Raw genomic sequence first — 17,833 nt, 5'->3', positions numbered from 1 at the left:
ATGGCGGGCCTGACGCTGCTGCGCGCGGGCGGATCGGCGCGTGCCTTCGGGCTGGCACTGGGGCGGTTCGGGCGGCCTGCGGTGCCAGCGCTGGTGGCGACGTCCGCGTGGAAAACCGTCACTGTTCAGGCCGAAAGCGCGTTTGTTCAGGGCATGGCGCAGCAGGTGCGCGCGACCTTCCCGGCGATGTGGGACGAGATCAGCGGCCTTGCCGAAGGGCTGGGCCTGCCGCTGGCCGAGGTGTTCGCGTGGAACTGCCGGGGCGACATCTGGGCCGCCGCGCCCGATGGCTGCACCACGGTGATGATGCCCGGCCCGCCCCATGTGCTGGCGCATAACGAGGACGGGCTGCCGGTGCTGGCGCCCCATTGCGGGCTGGTCGAGGCGCGGCCGGGAAACGGGCCCGACTTTGTCTCGTTCGTCTATCCCGGCTCGATCCCCGGTCATGCATTCGCCGTGAACGCGGCGGGGCTGACGATCACCGTCAACAACATCCGGCCCGCGGGCGCGGGCGACGGCCTGCCGCGCATGGTTCTGGGCCGCGCGCTGCTGGGGGTCGAGCGTATCGGCCAGGCGGTGGCGATGATGCGGCGGCTGCCGCGGGCAGGCGGGTTTCACTTTGCGCTGGCGCAGGCGGGCGAGGACAGGCTGATCAGTCTCGAATTCTGCGGAAAAGACGTGTCGGCGCGCGATATTTCCGTGCCCGAGGCGCATGCCAACCACATGATACATGAGGCGATGCGGGGGCTGGAGCAGACGATCACCGAAAGCTCGGGCTGCCGTCAGGCCCGAGCCGACGCGCTGCTCGGCGCCGATCCGCTGGAGATCCTGCGCGACCGCGCGGGGCCCGGCCTGCCCATCCTGCGGCTGGCCGAGGATGACCCGGACACCGAGAACACCATCGCCACGGCGCGATTCGAGGTGGGCGAGGCGGTGACGGGCACCGTCCACCTGCCCGGCCAGCCCGCGCCCGCCTACCGGATGACGGCGGATCGCCGGGCGCGAACGGTCACGCTGGCCGCTGCCGACCCGCTATAGCGAGGCGTCGAGCGCGGCAAGGATCGCGTCGCCCATCCCCGAGGTCGAGACCGGCGTGCCGCCCTCGGGCCCCATCAGGTCAGCCGTGCGCACGCCATCGGCCAGCACCTGCTGCACCGCACCTTCCAGCCGGGCCGCCTCGGCGCCCTGATCGAAGGAATAGCGCAGCGCCATCGCGAACGACAGGATACAGGCGATCGGGTTGGCCTTGCCCTGCCCGGCGATATCGGGGGCAGAGCCGTGCACCGGCTCATACAGCGCCTTGGGCCGGCCATTCGCCATCGGCGCGCCAAGGCTGGCCGAGGGCAGCATGCCCAGCGAACCGGTCAGCATCGCCGCGCAGTCCGACAGGATATCGCCAAACAGGTTGTCGGTGACGATGACGTCGAACTGCTTGGGCCAGCGCACGAGCTGCATCGCGCCGTTGTCGGCATACATGTGGCTCAGCTCGACATCCGGGTATTCGTTGTCATGCACCCACTGGACCTCTTCGCGCCAGAGGATGCCCGATTCCATCACGTTGGCCTTCTCCATCGAGCAGACCTTGTTGTTCCGCCGCTTCGCCAGTTCGAAGGCCGAGCGGGCGACGCGGCGGATTTCCTCGGTGGTGTAGCGCTGGGTGTTGACGCCAAAGCGGCCGCCCTCGTTGTCGGGGAAGATGCCGCGCGGCTCGCCGAAATAGACGCCCGAGGTCAGTTCCCGGACGATCATGATGTCGAGGCCGGCCACCACGTCGCGCTTGAGCGACGAGAAATCTGCGCTGAAATATCCTCGGGGGAGCGCCCATCGGGCGCGGGGGCAGACAGCCCCCTTCACCCAATCATCGCCGGAGCCCGCATATGATTACCCTCATTTCCGCCGCTCTCGCCGGGCTCATGGCGCCAGGGTGCGATGCCGCGACGGCCATTTTGGGCGGCCACCGATTCTTCCTCGAAGTCGCGAATACCGAACAAGAGCGGGATCGTGGCCTTATGGAGCGGCCGCCCTTGCCGTCCGGCGCCGGGATGGTCTTCGCCTACCCCTCCGCGCGCCCGGTTTGGTTTTGGATGAAGGACACACCTGCCCCCCTCGACATGATATTTCTCAACGGTCAGGGCGCCGTGCGGAAGATCCACGCAGACGCGAAGCCGAACGATGAAACAGCCATTTTCGGGGGGTGGTCGATCCAGTATGTCATCGAGGTCCGGGCGGGCGACGCTGCGGCGCTCGGGCTCAAGGTAGGCCAGGTGATTTCCGATGCTGCCTGCAAGCCGGTCCCCTGACTTACTTCGGGTAGCGATCAGGGAATAGCTCTTCAGGTGTGGTCCCAAGCTGGTTGGCGATCGCGGACTGGACGCGATGCGAGCGGCGATAACCTTGGCTCACCACCGTGACGGTGCTTTGCGTGATGCCGAGAGACCGCGCGATCTTCGCCATTGAAGTGCCTGCCAAGCGTAGGCGGAACTTCAATAGCTCGTGCTGCTCCAGGTCGACTGTCATGAGTGTTCAAGTCCCGGGTCTAACGAATTTCACTTGCTTTCACTGATTCGGAGAAAGCGACCTCGGGGGCAAGCGTGAGCGACGAACTTCGTGCGTTTTTCCCAATTTGGCCGGAGCTGATCCGGCCAAATTGCGAACCTTTTGCGTTTATGGCGCCTCCCGTCTTTGACGGGTCCGCGCTCTAGTCGGTTGCCGGCGGTGCCGGCCCCCTCCCCGAGCCCTTCACCACGTCCCTCCCTGCCCGCCAGGTGCGCCCCCGCCTGTCTCGGCCGAGCCAGCCAGGGCCGCGCGGGCATGGTCGATCCGCGGCGCGGTCTCGGCCCTGCCGGGTGACGATCGCTGGCGCTCGAGGTCGATGGAGATCCGCGCGGTGTCGCGCGGCTCGAGGCGGGCCGGGGGATTCGGAGTGATAGGTAAGCATTTTGGCCAGCGTGGTCTTCCCCACCCCTGGCGGGCCAGACACAACGAGGACGCGATGTTGTTCGAGCTTTTCAAACGCTGCGTCAAAACTTGGGTTACGAACATATACACGCAACTCGTCCAAAATTTCAGCTTTTGTCGCTTCCGTGTGGGCCTCAAGACCTGACTGCAGCACCTTCTCCAAAACTGCTGTACTGGTCATCCAGAGTTTCATATGTGCCTTTTCGATGTCGGGGTGACGCTTCAACGCGGCTTCAATGTCTTCCGCACCCCAAATGTCTTCTGGATGTTTGAGGCGATCACCTATCACAACTGCCAGTTCGTCGCTGCGCGCTCGTGTCAACGATTGAGATGTCACGAAAATGTAACGACTTGGTTTCAGAAGATCGATCTTCGGCACTTCCACTTTCAGAGCGGACTTCAACTGAGAAAACGTCGAATTCAGATAATGTTTGCACTGAAGAATGGTCGACTTAGGGCCCTTGGAATGCCTGCCATCAACACCGCCATCAGCTCCCGCACCAAACGCAGAAAACCGCTGACCTGTTTCAGCTTGCAGGATATCACGACACAGATCTTCAAAATCCGGAGGTGACAGATTTCCAAGTCTTTTCACGTCGCAATCCCACCAACTATTTCGTTAATAAGTCTACACTACCAGACCTGCAATTGTATGAGAAAGTCAGCATAGCCCACACGAAGGGGGGCCACGCTCGATTCACACTACGAGCTCCAGCGAATGACCGCTCTCCGCCCATCCCTGAAAGATGGCGATGCACACCACGCTATCGAGCAACCAGCTTTTCGACATCCCCCTCTCGCAGCATCGCTTCCATATCGTCCAAGCCATCAACGGCAGAGCGCATCTGCGCCTCATCATCCACCCCCACTGTCTCGGCACCCGCAAGCTGTCCCCCAAAATCCATCTCCATCTGGCGCTGTTCCTCGGCGATAACGGCTTGAACGACAGGCGCGGTCTTCTTTGGAACTACATCAGATTGCCCTGAGGGTTGACCGTCAACGCCCTCGCGTGCCCGCTCCACATCAGCTTCAGAACCACGGGGGCCGTCCGGTGGCGGTGTCATCGGCATGGCGCGCATGCTCAGCGATAGCGTGCCCTGCGACCCACCTCCCCCCGGTTCCGGGAACGGCAACTCGCCCGTCTGCGCCGCGTGGATCGCCTTGAACAGCCGATCGTCAAAATACTGGATTCTCTTCGCACGTACGGGCATCTGCGCATCGATGACCATGACGATCTCGTCGAGCGGCAGGCGGCGCGCCTCGTCTTCGGGGAGCAAGGAGCTTTCTTCGGTCCGTGTGGATTGGCTACGGCCCTCGAATGGGTTCTTGCCGATGGACTGCGAACGCGTGATGACGGTCTTCGTGGTCTTGCCAACCGCCTTGCTCAGCTCTTCGACGGTTTTTTCATCCGAGGGCGTGAGGTAGAGCTTCACGCCCGCGTTGCCCTGCAGGGCTCGGCGGGTGTTCTCGCCATAGATTTCATCAAGGGCGGGGATGGTTTGGGTAACCACGGCCAGATGGCCACGATAGGTCCGCAGGGTCTCGATGCTCTCGACCACGATGGGCATCTTGCCCAAACGATTGAACTCGTCGAGCATGATCATCACCGGCCAAGGCTCATCCGGCCCTGGGTCCTTTTCCTGCATGGCCGAGAGAAGATCGGAGAAAAACAGCCGGATCAGCGGCGCAAGCGGCTTCACCATCAGCGGCTGGACCACGAGGTAGACCGAAAAGGGTTTCTTACGGATCGTGCGGAAATCAAAATCCGACACCGCCGTCGCCTCGTCGATGGCAGGGTTCTGCCATTGGTCGAGCCCCGAGGTCATCAGGAGCGAGACATAGGAGGTCAGCGTGTCGTTATTGGTCGAAGCGAGCCGCGTGAAGATCAGTTTGGCCGCCCTGTTGTCGACCTCGTGACCCCGCGCGAAATACTCCTTCTGCTTGTTCCCGCCCGAGGCCGCGATGCGGTAGATTTCGCCCAGGGTCGGACGTTTGCGCTGGAAAGCCAACAGGCCTGCTGCCACAAAGAGATCAATCCCGCCCTTGAGGAGGCCCTGTACCCGATCGTTGTCGCTTTGCAGGAAGAGCGTCGCCAGAAGCTGCAGTTCCATCTGCTGGCGCGCGGGATCTTTCAGCTCAAAGATGCGCAGGAGCGGGTTGTAGCGATGCGTGCGTTTGCCCTCCCAATCGGTGGGGGCAAAGCGATAGACCTTGTCACCCTGCGCTGCGCGGTGCCGGGCCGTGGCCTCGAAACACTCGCCCTTCACATCGAGCGTCACGGCGGAGCCTTGCCAGGTCAGCAGGTTCGGAATGACAAAGCCCGTGGTCTTGCCGCGGCCCGTGGGCGCCACGATCAGCGCATGCGGAAAGACCTTCGAGCAGATGTAGTTGGCGCGGGAGCCCGGCGGCCCCAGCTTACCGAGGATGAACCCGGTGCCGGGCGCCCCGAAGAACCCATTGGCCTTCATCTCTCGCGCGGTCTGCCAATGGGTCTGGCCAAAGCGTGTCAGGGCGGACCCTGAGAGGGCTAGGCTCAGCATCAGGCCGGCGGCGGCGAAGCTGCCGACGATCAGGTGGATGAGCTGGGCATCTTCGGGGCGGCGAGCGCGGATCGCCATGTAGTTCTGCGCGATATAGCCAAAGTCGATCTCGGCCCCGAAGCCAAGGTCCTGATAGGTCAGCACCGCCGAGGCGATGGTATAGCCCATGGCCCCGGTCACCAGCGTTACCAGCAAAACGCCGGTCGCGATCCGCACTTTTCCCATGGGCGCGCTCAATGGACCTGGCCCCGCTCGGTCTCGCCATCCACGTCTGTCGCGCGGTGTTTTTCATACTCGGCGTCGGCGAGTTCATCGACCACCTGGCGCAAGGCCTCCGTGTTGGCCGTCGCGGCATCGGACTGCAGATAGACCTTGGCGACATAGAGCCGGTCGAGGCGATCCTCGAGAACCTTCTCCAACGCATTCGCATCGCCGGATGTGAGGCGGCCCAATTGGCGGTCATCCAGCACCCGCGCGATCTCGCCCCGGAAGGCGTCCCGCTCCGCCTCGGTCTCGAAAGGTGCGGACAGCTCTCCGGCCCGTTCATGATCAAGGACACGTGCAACCTCCTCTGGGACACGGCCGGCACGGTCAGACTGCGGCGCCGTTTCATCGCGGGTGGCTAGACGTTCGTCACGCGTGCCAACCCCAAGCCCCTCGCGCAACTCGTTGTCGCGGCGAACCTGATTGATGGCCTCAGTGTCCCGGATCTCCACAACGGCGGCATAGGTCGCGCCGAGCCCACGGGCGAGGTGGGACGGCATGTCCGGATAGCGCGCACGCAAGTCATCGGCGACCGCATCCGCAACGGACGTGCGGAGGTCGCGTGCCTCCATGATCCGGTCGACCTCGCGGGTGATCTCGCTGGCGCGGGCTGCATCAGTGATGGACTCCCTGTAGGGCTCAGACCGGTCGATCACATCGCCCGGACGTGCGAGCAGCTCCGGGTGTGCCTCGAGATACGCGCGCTGCTCCGTCTCGATCCGGCGCTCCGCCCGCGAGACGACCTGCCAATCCCGGTCTTCGATTTGCTGCGCTGTCAGGCCGTCTGCGCGCATCTCCTGACGGATTGTCCCTTCCATCGCCCGGACCGCGTCCTCGTGATAGTGGAACCGCTCGCTGACCGCTTTCTCCTCCACGACCCCATCCCGGCGCAGCACGTTCTCCCGTTCCAGAAGCGTGCCAAGCTCGACATGCACGTCATTCAGGATGTCACGCGCCTTTTCCAGGTCGGCGCGGCGTTCGAGGTTCAGGTCCCGCGCCTCGGCCACCTTGGAGAGATCATCGGCGATCCATTGATGCTCGAGCGCTGCATTTGAGGCGCCCGTCTCGATCCGGGCCACCACTTCCGATGTGCTGATCCCCGTGCCCCGCAGGGCGGTGTCTATGCGCGACCGCAGTCGCGGCTCTGTGAGGCGCTCCAACTGGCTCTCTTGGATGTTTACCTCGGAATAGACCCCGCCCTCCGATGGTGCCTCTGACAACGTGCTCGAACGCAATCCGAGAGGCTGCATGTGCTGGACCTGCGTCTGGATCTCGATGAGGCGTTTTTCCAGCACGGGACGTTCCGCGTCGGACTTTTCGGCGATCATGCCCTGCACCCGCGCGAGCTTCTCCGCATAGAGGCTTCTCAGATCCTCGAAACTTTGATCCTCGGCCATATAGACATCTCCTGTTCGATCCACCTGCCCGCCCCGCGCCAGCACCTCGCCCGCGCGGAAGAGGGCTGCGGCAATATCCTCGCGGGCCTCGCGGGAGGCTTCCGCGGCAAGCGAATGGTAGACGGTTCTGGTGTTGGCGATCTCCGCCAGTGTCCGCGCCAGGTCCTGCCCCACACGTTCGCGCTCGCGGGGCGCGCGACCCTCGTCCTTGGCCGCGTAGACCTCGCTGGTCCGGGCTGGGTAATGCACAACCCCGCGATCCACCCGGCGCGTGGCCTCCAGGCGCACGCCACACTTTTCGGCCTCCTCGACCATGGCGAGGCGGAAGTCGTCATAGTTGAAGCGATGGTTGCGCCCGAGGAAGAAGAACTCGCCTTCCTGCGAGCGGCGGTTCAGCACCAGATGCGCATGGGGATGATCGCGGTCCTCATGCACCGCGATGATGTAGTCGAAGTGCCCTTCGTCGGTCTGGAAGAACCGCTCTGCCACATCCGTTGCGATATCGCGCACATCCTCACCGCGCGTGCCGATGGGGAAAGACATGAGCATGTGGGTGGTCTGCCCGAGCTTGGGCTTGAAGCCCGCATCCCACCGCTTGGCAAAGCGCTCGGTGAGGTCCTTGATGTCTTTAGCCTCGAGCTTCGCCTTGCCATCCAGGAAGCCGCTCGAATCCACGATATGGGTGGACTTGGTGGTGAGGTACTCGAGCTGGTTTGTGAGCTGTGATTTGGTATGGGTACCGCCGCCCCGGATCGCCTTGAAGACCGCTGGCCGGTGCCCCGCCGCCGCACGCACAAGCTGGCTCTGCTTGGCCACGTACAGCCCCTGCATCGAGCCCCGGATCCGGCTCCAGCCATCCCTGAAGACCTCCCCGGTGACCGCGTCAACCGCATCATTCAGCCGCATGGGCAAACTCCCTCAGCGCGGCCGTGGCCTCCAGCTGCATCGCGTCACGTCGGCGGCGCAGGAGCAGGTCGATCTCGTCGGCGCTGTCTAGAATGAACCGCGCCAGCCCGCGCATCTGCGCAAGGCGCAATTCGGAAAATTCGGCACTCGTGGAACCGTCAGCGCCCTGCCCCTGCCGGTTGGCCCGCGTCATCTGCTTGGCGATCTGCGCGACCCCATTGCCGACCTCGTGCAGTGAAGCCCTGTAGCGCGCCATCTCTGCTGCCATCTGCGCGTCCGGAACGAACACCCCGCCCGCCGCCTGAATGAGCCGCCGCAGCCCCTCGGCCCGGCTCTCAATTCCGGCCTCGGCCAGCACCTCGTCGAGCGCCGCAAGCTCCGCAGCCGTGACCTTCACACTGACCGCTGAGACCGGGATCGCGGCATCCGTCTGGCGCTCGGCATCAGCTTTGAGCGTGTACTGAATCGCCCGCACCGACACGCCAAACCGTTCCGCCAGCACTGAAGTGGAAATGCCTTCCGCAGCCTCGCGAACGATCTCCATGCGGTCCGCATCTGTGAGACGTTTTGAACGAGACATGCGAAGAAAGACCCCCTATTTCCTGCCACCTTCCACCAAGGCTGACCCCACCTTACGATAATATACCACGCTGTCAATTATATACTTACGTCGCATTCAGGCTCAGGCAGCCTTGGTGTCCGCTTCGCGCTGCGGCCCGCAGGGACGCGGCTCTGCCACCCTCACCATCGGGCGACCCACCTGTCCAATGGGTCCCCTTCCCCAGCACCGCCCGAGGGTCTGGCCGAACACGCATGTGTTCGGACGGAACCGCGGGCGGGCGCAAACCCCACCGACAGGGCGGACAGGCAGGGTCAAGGAGGGCCAGATTTGGCTCCGCCAAATCTCTGCCGCAAAAACCGGGAGGCCCTGGCCGATAGGTTTTTGTGGATGGCCCCCTTGAGGCTGACTGGCCGGTCTGTCGCGGCCAGATCATTCCGAGCGGCGATCGTCCGTTGCGCGCGCAGCGACCGGCACCAAGAGGAGGTCACCTCGGGCGAACTGACCGCCGGACACGGCATCCCTGGAACAGGGATCGGGCCGCCCCAAGATCGTCCTGGGGCGGCCCATCCTCGCCAGAGGATTTAGTCCTGGGGATCTTTCGCGCTCGGTGGGAACATCACCAGCTCCGAGACCGCGACCGGGAAGTCGAGCTTGAGGCTGAAGAACTCCGATCCGTCCCCGTTGCGGGTGTTGCGGAACATCGCGCCCACGCGTTGGAAGCGGGTGCGCTCCTGGCCATCGGTATCGGTGAACTTGACGGGGACGGTGGCGACGTAGTGGTTGGTCATTTGGGTTACTCCTTATTGCGATGAGGATCACCCAGCACGGGGGCAAGAGGCCCGGTCGCAAGCGCAAATGCGGAGGGTCCGCGGCTCTGCCGTGGAAGCCGTATTTGTGCTTGCCGAAGCGTCAGCGGAGGGCACGATTGGGCCGACCCCGTGCGATCCACATCTATGAGCAAAAAGGAGTGATCCGGATGACCCTTGCCATCACGCAGCCGCCACCATCCGCGTCCGCGTCCCGCCGAGCCTGGCCGGGGTGCTGATGACGCCCGCCCGCGTGGATGCTATGTTCCGAAACACCACCCGAGGGACCCGCAAGTGTTCAGCCTCATGTGCGACGTCTCGACCCCTCGGTCTTGCGCTGCTGACGATGTGCGAGGTGCGCACCATCCCCAGCCCCTACCGATGCGGATGGGACGAACTCTGACGGACCGGGTAGAGCGATGACGGTGCTGGCCGCCGCGAGTTGCTGATCAAGTGTGACCGATCGCACGCGCCATGAGACATGACGAAAGGGCCGCCCGAAGGCGACCCTCTCTCTTCAATCCTGCGACGCCTTCTTCGCCGGGTCCGCAACCCGCATGACCGTCAGGCCTTTCGCTTCCGCCTTCTGCCCGAGGTTCAGCGCGACCCCGTTGCCGCCGAAGAGCACAACCCCCGTCGCCGCGAACTTGTCGTCCAGCATCTCGTCGTTGCACTTGAACGGTGCCGCCCGCCCATGCGCGGACCAGCGCGGATCGAAGCGCGCTTGTGCGACCCCGCGTGCCCGGGCCCACCGAGCCGCAATCATCTCCGCCCCGTGCTTGCCACCCTTGTGGCAGAGGAAGATTTCCTGATTGCGGTTCTGCTTGATCCGCTCCCGAACCTTGTCGAGCGTGTTGAAGATCACATCGACATCGGTCCAGTCGGTTGCGCCCGAGACGATCAGAGGCACCCCCTCGACTTTCGACTTCTCGGCGGTTTCCCGGTCGTGCTGCTCGAGGAGCTGCCGCGCCTCGAACACCGCCCCGGTCTCTTGCGCCCGGACGCTTGCGCGCGACCCGGCGGCCGGGATGAAGGCGTGGCCCGTCTCGATCTCGTAGCATTCCGCCGCAGCCTCGCTCATCACCTCTATGGCGCCGACAATCTCGCGCAGCTGCAGAAAGCGCGCCTGCGCTTCTTCAAGCGCAGTCTCGGCGATCTCCGATCCGTCATGGGATTTTGCCAGTGCGCCGATTTTGTCGGCGGTGCGGTCGATCTCCTTGCCAAGTGCCACCTTGCGCCGCTGCAGTATCGTCGCCAACCCGTGGGCCAGTGGTTCGATTTCCGCCTCGAGCCCGGTATTTCGCAATTGACCGAGCAGAGCCTCGAAGCTCTCGCGGATGATGTGGTCGGTCAGGATGTGATCTTCCGGGATCGGCAGCTGTGCGTTCTTCTCGGTCAGTCCGAAAAGCTCGATGGTCTCGTAGGTGTTTGCGGTGTCGTAAGCCATGTCTGGTCTCCAGTGTTCGGTTGAGGAGCCACCACGTGAGTGTGGGGGCATGGCCGAATGCTTGGTTTCCGAATCTGCCCGGGTCAGGGACGGCGCAGCCGCCGGCTTGCCGGGCGCAAAAGTTTTCCGAGCGCAGCACCCGACACAGGCCCGCGCTCACGCACGGGACCGCCCCGCGTCACAGGCCGTGCCCTCGCCGAAAAGTTTTGCGATCCTTGAGGCGGGCTGATTTGGGGGCCATCCGGAGGATATGCTTCCGCGCTCATGTGTGTGTGTTTTAAGGGTAGGTTTGCCCGACCCGAGCAGGCAAACGGACCGACCGGACGCGGGAGACGGATGAAGTGGCGGGATCGTTTTGGCCTCGGGCCAAAACAGACCAGAGCGCAATCCGGCGGAGCGGCCAGGGAGAGACGTGCTCGCGAGACGGGCAAACCGGGATGCCGGGTACGACGCCGCGGTGAGGCCGCATGGCCGAATGCGCGACGGACCGAAGGGCCGTTATCCCCTGCGACACGCGAAGCCGAGCAGGGGAGGCCGCAAGGCTTAGCCCAAGGTTGATGTGCTGGCGACGCCGCTACCGACTATACAGATTACTTGTCCAAGCATTCGACGTAATGGGCGGGTAGCGGGAGTCCGCAGTAATTGGCTCCAATAGCCGCAAAGCGCAGCCACGATCAAGTCTCGGCGCACTGAACTGACATCCCGCGTTGCCTCACCGTTCGGTGCCCCGTCTACAATGTTGACATCGTCAGCGCGGACACTATTATACATTATTGCCTTATGACCGGTGCTCCCTGACCTGGCCTCAGTCGCCTCGTTACAGCCCGGTCTTCTAATTTCTGGACATCGCCGTATCAACATTGAAGTACCTCAAGCAGCACAAGTCGATCGATGAATGCATCGACATCATGTTGATGAGGGGTATGGAAATCCCTGACCGAGACCATGCCGAGCGCTCCCTGCACCGCATCGGATACTACCGACTCAGCGCGTTTGGGTATCCTTATCGTGACTTCTGCCCGATCCCAACTCCAGACGGCGAGACGGAGCAGAAGGTCCGATGCGACAAGTTCAAAGAGGGTACGTCCTTCGATCAGGCTATCAACTTCTATCTCTTCGACAAAACCTTGCGCATCGAGCTTCTGGACGCGATTGAGCGCATCGAGATCGCGGTTAGAACCGCGATGATTGAAGTCCTTGGGGAGCTGGGACCACATGCGCATCGCGACAGACGCTCATACAAGGATCGCTTCAGCGAAAAGGGCGAAGATGGCAGCACGCCTCTCGAGCTCTTCATAGCCGGACTGGATCAGCACTTCAGAAGCTCTAAAGAGGACTTCGCGAAGCACTTCGCACTAAAGTACTTTGGTCCTCCACCGATTTGGATCGAGGCTGGGACATGGACCTGGGGCAACCTGACCCACATTATCGCCCACCTGTCCGACAAAAACAAAATGGCAATCGCGGCGCGTATTCACCCGGACCTCCCCATGAAGACATTCGCTTCATGGATCACAGCGCTCAATGACGTCCGCAACAGCTGCGCACATCACGCCCGAACGTGGAACAAGCCCTTGGTTAACAGCCCTGGGGTTCCCCCAAAAACGACATTTGGACAGCTCGACCACCTCCGCCAGCCCAGGATGGGGGACGATGCGCCCACGAAAAAGATTTACAGCGCGATCGTCATCATGATCTTCATGCTGCGGCAGTATTATCCGCGCACCAGGTGGCACATCCGTCTTCGCGACAAGATCTTGACCCAAGACCTCCCTTACGAAATTCGTCCGCAGACAGCCGGGTTCCCGGAGGGCTGGGAGTACCAGGCCATCTGGAACTGACCCGCCGACTTCCTGCTATCCGACATTGCCGCACGATGTCCCGAAAGGTCGGTTCAGAAAAGCTGCGTTGCAGGTCACCTTCTTTATGAGGAGTGGGTTGGCGCTACGTTCCGCGAGGAAGGGTGGAAAGTGGTGGTTCCCTGCGCATTAGTTAAAGTGGCAGAGAAACGCGGAAGCAAACTTAATTATACCGAGATCCCGATACGTTCAAAGAATGCTCGGTTGCGTGACTTAGCGGACTCGAGAACGTCTTTGAAAGACGAGACCTCGATAAAAATCGAATAGGACGCGTCCCACGAATAGTATGTGTTTGAACCCGCCTTTCGGTGGAAGCTCCCGAGAGCCTTCATGACATCACGTAGCTTGGGCGTTATATCCGCGATGATGTGACACATGAACGGCGTAGTTTCTTCGATTGAGCGTATGGGAGTCCCGTCATACTTGATCGCCTCACCAGACTTTCGCATGTCTTCAACATATTTTCGGACTTGCGTGATGGGGTTTTTCTCCAACGTGTAGTTGTCGATTTTCGGACGCTTGAATTCCACAATAGTGATTGGGGAGGACTTGTCTTCATTTTCAAAGCCAAGGCCAAGGTCGAAAATGGAGACGTCTGGCCTATCTTTTGGGTGAGTGGGATCTGACACTTGCTTTTCCATGCGGGTGTCAGAGTTGAAATATGAGTAGAATGCCAGTCGGTCGTCAACGATCCATAAATTGTGATCGTCGTAATCCAAATCCGAGGAAGTGGATTTCAGAGGGCAGATTATGTCGTGGAGAACGTCCTCATACTCGGAATCTTGATCTGTATTAGGCTTGAATTTCAAGCTCTCTTCGAACACGTCGAGAACCAACTTGCGCTTCATGACATATTCAGCAAGCGACGACACCGACTCTTGCTTCAGTTCTGCCACATACTCTTTGGCCTTCGCCTCCACGTCAGGCAGCTTCTTCTCAATTGACCGTTTGAAAGCATTCTTACGGCGTTCATATTGTCGTAGCGACTGACGGGACATTTCCACAAATATGTCCTCTTTCCGGTTCGTGCCGTAATGGAGCGTTTCCGCGACTTCAGCGTCCGTTCCTTGAATACTAAGGAAACGAGGATGCTCGATGCGGAGGGCGCTGACAATGCCTGTCTGCTTCTCTCGAATCTCAGCGAGTTCGGGGGCGAGGAACTCCTTGACGCGCTCTTTCGCCTGATCGACGATGCTCTCAATCTCATCTTCTGACAAAGAGAAGTCCGTTCTAGTGTCATTCACAGATTCATCGAGGGCCGCACTTTCAATATACCCAAGGAATGCGAATTTATTATCGATAGCCTTAAGGCCAATCACCCCGTCCATGTCGAACCGTTTTACAGCACGTCCGTTTGCTCCAAGGTAAAGTGCGTTCGTGCTTCTTTCGTCGTCAGAGATTGCTTTGGGAAGCAGAAAACAGTGGCAGACAAAATCTTCGGACCCGCCAGATGCGGACAAAGTGAACCGATAATCTGCATCGCGCTCAACTGATTCTGAGAATGCATCGAACAGGTCTATCTCGGCATCAACATCACAGACCGTAATTTTTGGATGACTAATATTGATGAAGTAACTGATGAAATGAGCCAAAAGCCGATTTGTGATCGTGCTTGCCTTCTTCGGTATGTGCAGAGCGTAGTCACGTTTGTAGGGAGTCAACTGAATAATTGAGCCTGGAGTGCTTTGATCCGCTGGCGCAAGGGTCAGATTGTCCGTTGGGTTGGAAACCTTGAAATCAAAAGAAATAGAACGACCGATGGACCCGTCATCATAAACACTTTGGATACGCACCTCGTCCAGCACCTTGAGCCAAACAAGGCGCCCTACGCCTTTTCCGCCAATCTTTTCTTTGGCACGTGAGTCCATTCGACGAAAAGACTCGAGATTGCTTTCGTTAAAGCCAATTCCATTGTCAGAAATAGTAAAGCCTTCCATCTCCCCAGATTCAGTGCGGTGCAGTTCGATTGTGACTTCGCCCTTGCTGAGATTATCCTTGCCAAATCTGTCTTCGACGGCGTGAATGGAGTTCATCACAGCTTCAAAAAGTGGGAAAAGTGAGTTCTTGGCATTCGGAGCAAGCGATAAGTTTCGAATGCGCCCTGCGGGGTCGTTGTCCCAGCCGGTTTGAATTCGAACGTCCATGCTATTTGCTCCCGCCTGCCCTCAGTGGCACTATGACTGCGTAGCTGCTAGGGCGCAATCCGACACTTTTCCTTGGCCCAGACCTGCGAGCCCACTTGCCGAGTAAGTTCTGGTCCACTCCACCTCTTCTCTGTTTACGAGAGGAGAGGACAACAACGTGGGCCATTTCCATCCTTCGAGAAGTCACGGCAACCGTTCAGAGCACTTTCTTGGCAAGATCATGAAGCATACGCTGCACCAAACGAGGTCGATCGGCAGCTTAGGCCCGATTGCACTGGTTCAGTTCAGATCGATGCCGCCGAGGCGCGGCGCATGGACATGCGTTCGGATTAGGAACGCAGCGCCCGCGCCCGCGATAGCGCCGAAGAGATGCGCCTCCCACGACACGCCGGGTTGGCCCGGAAGAACGCCCCAGAGAATAGAGCCATAGAGGACACCGACCACCAGCGCCGCGCCCAGCGTGATCGGAGAGCGATCCACAAGACCGCGCGCGATGAGGAAGCCAAACCAGCCGAAGATCAGCCCCGACGCACCGATATGGATCGCCGAGCCGCCGAACAACCACACGAGACCGCCCCCTAGGCCGATCACCACGGCGTTCACCGACAGTAAGCCTCGCGTGGTCGTTGCCACCAGCAGCCCACCCATCACCAGGAGCGGCGGCGTATTGGCCATCAGGTGCGAGAAGCTCCCAAGCAGGAGGGGCATAGCGATGACACCATCCAACCCGCTGCCGTGCCTGGGGATCAGGCCGAAGGCCGGGTTCAGGCCGTAGCCGGTGATCCAATTGACGACTTGGATCGCCCAGAGCAGCGCGACAAAGGCGGCAAGCGCCGCGGTTCGCCGGAAGAAGACGCGCATGTGATCCCGTTTCATCATGTTGGCGACAGTAGTCGTCCCCACAGCGCCTTCAACGGCTTTCGCGCGCTGCACAGAGTGCCACCTTTGGGAATGGGGATTTGAGGCGGCCAACCTCGGTACGGCTCAAGCCAAGAGAATAGCTTCGATGTTACACCGTGTTCCCAGGCCGCCGCGGCATGATTTCACGCTCGGGGCGCTTCAGGGTTTCGGCGTATTTACGGGCATTGTCGTCAATCGTGCTGTGCCAGAGCTTTGAGACAAAGGCCTGGGCGTCTTGAACGGTCATGTCTTTCAGCGAAGAGGACAGCACCATGAATAGCTCATCTTCGCTAATCGCGGCGGCGCGGTGCATGGCATCCGCGTAAAATGACGGGTCGTTGAGAACCTGCTCGCGCAGCGGCATCCGCGCGAGATTCTCCTCCGGGATCGCCATAAAGATCGTGTCCTGCAGGTCGGTCAGATACGCACGCCGCGATGTGGACACCGGCTTTCCCGCCGCCTTGGCCTCCAGATATGCCTGCCTTGTCCTGTCGAGCTTTGCCCTTGCATGGGTCATGATGACATCACGCTGTCGTTCAGGCAGCGCAAATCCGGTGCAACGCTCGATATGAGCAAGAAGCTCTTCAACCTCGGCGTCTACATCAAAGCTCTCGAACCACGGAGCTTTTCCCAGTCTCGCCACCATGTGCCTACCCTCGCCCATTCAATAATATATTATCGTATATCAAGTTCAGCAGATCGCAAGCAGATGCGTGCGTCGTGCAGCCAGACATGGAAAAAGGGGAACCGTGATCCCACGGCTCCCCTTTCGGTTCAGATCGTCTCACCTCGCGCGCTGATCAGGCAACCAGCGACAGCCCCGCGCCCGCGTCTTGCGCTTGATCACCGCTGTCGATGAACGGAATGATCGAGAAAGTCTGGCCACCGCGCTGTTCTTCGTTCTGGACGGCGTTGACACGCAGGTCGCCATCAGGCGTGTTGATCAGCAGCGACAGGTAGTCATTGCCCGTGCGGCTGCTCTTGGCCATCCACGCCGAGCCAACGCGGATCGGCGTGCCCCGGGGCGAGCTGACCTCGATGCGGTAGTCTGGGTGGGTCTCCTCGGACTTGTAGCTGTTCTCGATCAGCATGAACTCCAGATCGAACATCATGTTGGCGATGTAGCCGGTGAAGGCGTTGTCGGCGTCCATTGCGGTGAGCTCGCCCGAGAGCGAGCCGGATTTCATCAGGCCGTTCGAGACGAGCGGGATGATCTCGAATTCGCCGCTCTGCGCCGCGCGCGCCTCTTTCGTCTGCACCGCGTTGACCCGGAACGGGCCGAGGCCCACATCGATCTGCATCGAGATGTAGGGGTTTCCGCTGGTATTGCCCGTCTCGTTCCAGGCCGTGCCGATGCGCACCTTGCGGCCCGATTTGTTGACTGCTGTCACGTCGTAATCCGGACTGCGCGCGGACATCTTGGCCCGTGCCTCAAGCTGGATGGCGATGTCAAAGCGTGACGAGTGGATCATGCCGGTGTACTCGGCGGCTGCGGTTTCGGCATTGCGGGTGAGGTTTCCTGCGAACATGGGATGGTTCCTTTTGGATTGGCCGGTGCCTGACGTCCTTGCCAGCGCATCCGGGATTGCTTTCTCGACCCCTTGAGGGATCACAAATCAGAAAGCTTGCTTTCCCTTTATGCCCTGCCCCCGGCTTCGCGATGCCGTCTGAGTAGGTGTGCCGCCGCGCCCCCGGGTGCTGCGCCCCTCTCCTGCCAGTCTGATCTTGATTGGCGGCCCGGATTTTCCGCAGCGTCCTTCGATTGCGCGATGAAGAACTCCGCCTCTTTGCCATTCAACCGGTGCCCCTCCCGGTCGGTCAGACCGATGCAGCTGCCGTTCGGCAGAAAGCTGATCAGGTACTGACCGAGCCGGTCCTTGTGGACAACGTAGCCGGTATTGGCCCAGTGCACGGTCTGGCCGGCATCGACGGCCGCCTTGATGTCATCGAGTGTCATGCGAACCTCCTTACGAAGAATGGTGGGGAAACTACGCAGGAAGCCCGGTCGTCAAACCGGGCTTCACTGCAGCATTTGTTTGGCAAACGGCCG

The 17,833-nt window shown here is 61.0% G+C and carries 15 protein-coding genes and 1 pseudogene; 3 read left to right on the top strand and 13 right to left on the bottom strand.

The window, feature by feature from the left end:
* Positions 1 to 1,038, top strand: coding sequence for a C45 family autoproteolytic acyltransferase/hydrolase (locus BMG03_RS20300; protein WP_075777205.1), 1,038 nt, complete (start codon positions 1 to 3; stop codon positions 1,036 to 1,038).
* On the opposite strand, the pseudogene leuB reads toward BMG03_RS20300, so the two are convergent.
* Positions 1,033 to 1,797: pseudogene (gene leuB, locus BMG03_RS20295) on the bottom strand (3-isopropylmalate dehydrogenase); the annotation flags it as partial. The gene BMG03_RS20300 and the pseudogene leuB overlap by 6 nt on opposite strands.
* Before the next feature lie 80 nt (positions 1,798 to 1,877).
* Here leuB and BMG03_RS20290 point away from each other — a divergent pair.
* Entirely contained in the window at positions 1,878 to 2,300 is a 423-nt protein-coding gene (locus BMG03_RS20290; protein ID WP_075777206.1) for a DUF192 domain-containing protein, read from the top strand.
* Position 2,301: 1 nt separating this feature from the next.
* Here the strand turns inward: BMG03_RS20290 and BMG03_RS20285 are convergent, their stop codons facing one another.
* The 7 genes from BMG03_RS20285 to BMG03_RS20255 form a co-directional block, all read right to left on the bottom strand.
* A complete protein-coding gene (locus BMG03_RS20285; protein ID WP_075777207.1) occupies positions 2,302 to 2,517 on the bottom strand; it encodes a helix-turn-helix domain-containing protein in 216 nt (71 codons plus the stop codon).
* A 181-nt stretch (positions 2,518 to 2,698) separates the two neighbouring features.
* Positions 2,699 to 3,553, bottom strand: coding sequence for an nSTAND3 domain-containing NTPase (locus BMG03_RS20280; RefSeq protein WP_075777208.1), 855 nt, complete (start codon positions 3,551 to 3,553; stop codon positions 2,699 to 2,701).
* Positions 3,554 to 3,722: 169 nt separating this feature from the next.
* Entirely contained in the window at positions 3,723 to 5,723 is a 2,001-nt protein-coding gene (locus BMG03_RS20275) for a type IV secretory system conjugative DNA transfer family protein (RefSeq protein WP_075777209.1), read from the bottom strand.
* 8 nt (positions 5,724 to 5,731) lie between these two features.
* Entirely contained in the window at positions 5,732 to 8,065 is a 2,334-nt protein-coding gene (locus BMG03_RS20270; protein WP_075777210.1) for a relaxase/mobilization nuclease domain-containing protein, read from the bottom strand.
* Positions 8,052 to 8,645 (bottom strand): helix-turn-helix domain-containing protein, encoded by a 594-nt coding sequence (locus BMG03_RS20265; RefSeq protein WP_075777211.1) that lies wholly within the window; start codon positions 8,643 to 8,645, stop codon positions 8,052 to 8,054. Before BMG03_RS20265 ends, BMG03_RS20270 begins: the two co-directional genes overlap by 14 nt.
* 563 nt (positions 8,646 to 9,208) lie before the next feature.
* Positions 9,209 to 9,415, bottom strand: coding sequence for a hypothetical protein (locus BMG03_RS20260; RefSeq protein ID WP_007120662.1), 207 nt, complete (start codon positions 9,413 to 9,415; stop codon positions 9,209 to 9,211).
* 535 nt (positions 9,416 to 9,950) lie between these two features.
* The gene (locus BMG03_RS20255; protein ID WP_075777212.1) at positions 9,951 to 10,880 is read right to left on the bottom strand and encodes a DUF2493 domain-containing protein; all 930 of its coding nucleotides are present in this window, start codon (positions 10,878 to 10,880) and stop codon (positions 9,951 to 9,953) included.
* Between the two features lie 860 nt (positions 10,881 to 11,740).
* On the opposite strand from BMG03_RS20255, the gene BMG03_RS20250 reads away from it, so the two are divergent.
* Positions 11,741 to 12,721 carry an Abi family protein gene (locus tag BMG03_RS20250; protein ID WP_075777213.1) on the top strand — a complete coding sequence of 327 codons (981 nt, stop codon included), beginning with the start codon at positions 11,741 to 11,743 and terminating at the stop codon, positions 12,719 to 12,721.
* Between the two features lie 185 nt (positions 12,722 to 12,906).
* Here the strand turns inward: BMG03_RS20250 and BMG03_RS20245 are convergent, their stop codons facing one another.
* The 5 genes from BMG03_RS20245 to BMG03_RS20225 form a co-directional block, all read right to left on the bottom strand.
* Entirely contained in the window at positions 12,907 to 14,883 is a 1,977-nt protein-coding gene (locus BMG03_RS20245; protein ID WP_075777214.1) for an ATP-binding protein, read from the bottom strand.
* A gap of 279 nt (positions 14,884 to 15,162) precedes the next feature.
* The gene (locus BMG03_RS20240; protein ID WP_075777241.1) at positions 15,163 to 15,744 is read right to left on the bottom strand and encodes a rhomboid family intramembrane serine protease; all 582 of its coding nucleotides are present in this window, start codon (positions 15,742 to 15,744) and stop codon (positions 15,163 to 15,165) included.
* A 148-nt stretch (positions 15,745 to 15,892) separates the two neighbouring features.
* Positions 15,893 to 16,429, bottom strand: coding sequence for a hypothetical protein (locus BMG03_RS20235; protein WP_244271056.1), 537 nt, complete (start codon positions 16,427 to 16,429; stop codon positions 15,893 to 15,895).
* Positions 16,430 to 16,583: 154 nt separating this feature from the next.
* Positions 16,584 to 17,312: a DUF736 family protein gene (locus BMG03_RS20230; RefSeq protein WP_075777215.1), complete on the bottom strand. Its 729-nt coding sequence runs from the start codon at positions 17,310 to 17,312 to the stop codon at positions 16,584 to 16,586.
* Between the two features lie 107 nt (positions 17,313 to 17,419).
* Positions 17,420 to 17,740, bottom strand: a complete 321-nt coding sequence (locus BMG03_RS20225; protein ID WP_075777216.1) for a hypothetical protein — start codon at positions 17,738 to 17,740, stop codon at positions 17,420 to 17,422.
* Between the last annotated feature and the right edge of the window lie 93 nt (positions 17,741 to 17,833).

The organism is Thioclava nitratireducens (assembly GCF_001940525.2).
GTDB classification, from domain to species: Bacteria; Pseudomonadota; Alphaproteobacteria; order Rhodobacterales; family Rhodobacteraceae; genus Thioclava; species Thioclava nitratireducens.
The sequence above is the reverse complement of the archived record's forward strand: the minus strand, read 5'-3'. Positions and strand labels throughout refer to the sequence as shown.

Coding starts and splice junctions, on each gene's coding strand:
- BMG03_RS20240 (WP_075777241.1), bottom strand. CDS start 15,744: ATGCGCGTCTTCTTCCGGCGAACCGCGGCGCTTGCCGCCTTTGTCGCG.
- BMG03_RS20260 (WP_007120662.1), bottom strand. CDS start 9,415: ATGACCAACCACTACGTCGCCACCGTCCCCGTCAAGTTCACCGATACC.
- BMG03_RS20235 (WP_244271056.1), bottom strand. CDS start 16,429: ATGGTGGCGAGACTGGGAAAAGCTCCGTGGTTCGAGAGCTTTGATGTA.
- BMG03_RS20265 (WP_075777211.1), bottom strand. CDS start 8,645: ATGTCTCGTTCAAAACGTCTCACAGATGCGGACCGCATGGAGATCGTT.
- BMG03_RS20285 (WP_075777207.1), bottom strand. CDS start 2,517: ATGACAGTCGACCTGGAGCAGCACGAGCTATTGAAGTTCCGCCTACGC.
- BMG03_RS20275 (WP_075777209.1), bottom strand. CDS start 5,723: ATGGGAAAAGTGCGGATCGCGACCGGCGTTTTGCTGGTAACGCTGGTG.
- BMG03_RS20230 (WP_075777215.1), bottom strand. CDS start 17,312: ATGTTCGCAGGAAACCTCACCCGCAATGCCGAAACCGCAGCCGCCGAG.
- BMG03_RS20255 (WP_075777212.1), bottom strand. CDS start 10,880: ATGGCTTACGACACCGCAAACACCTACGAGACCATCGAGCTTTTCGGA.
- BMG03_RS20245 (WP_075777214.1), bottom strand. CDS start 14,883: ATGGACGTTCGAATTCAAACCGGCTGGGACAACGACCCCGCAGGGCGC.
- BMG03_RS20290 (WP_075777206.1), top strand. CDS start 1,878: ATGATTACCCTCATTTCCGCCGCTCTCGCCGGGCTCATGGCGCCAGGG.
- BMG03_RS20225 (WP_075777216.1), bottom strand. CDS start 17,740: ATGACACTCGATGACATCAAGGCGGCCGTCGATGCCGGCCAGACCGTG.
- BMG03_RS20270 (WP_075777210.1), bottom strand. CDS start 8,065: ATGCGGCTGAATGATGCGGTTGACGCGGTCACCGGGGAGGTCTTCAGG.
- BMG03_RS20300 (WP_075777205.1), top strand. CDS start 1: ATGGCGGGCCTGACGCTGCTGCGCGCGGGCGGATCGGCGCGTGCCTTC.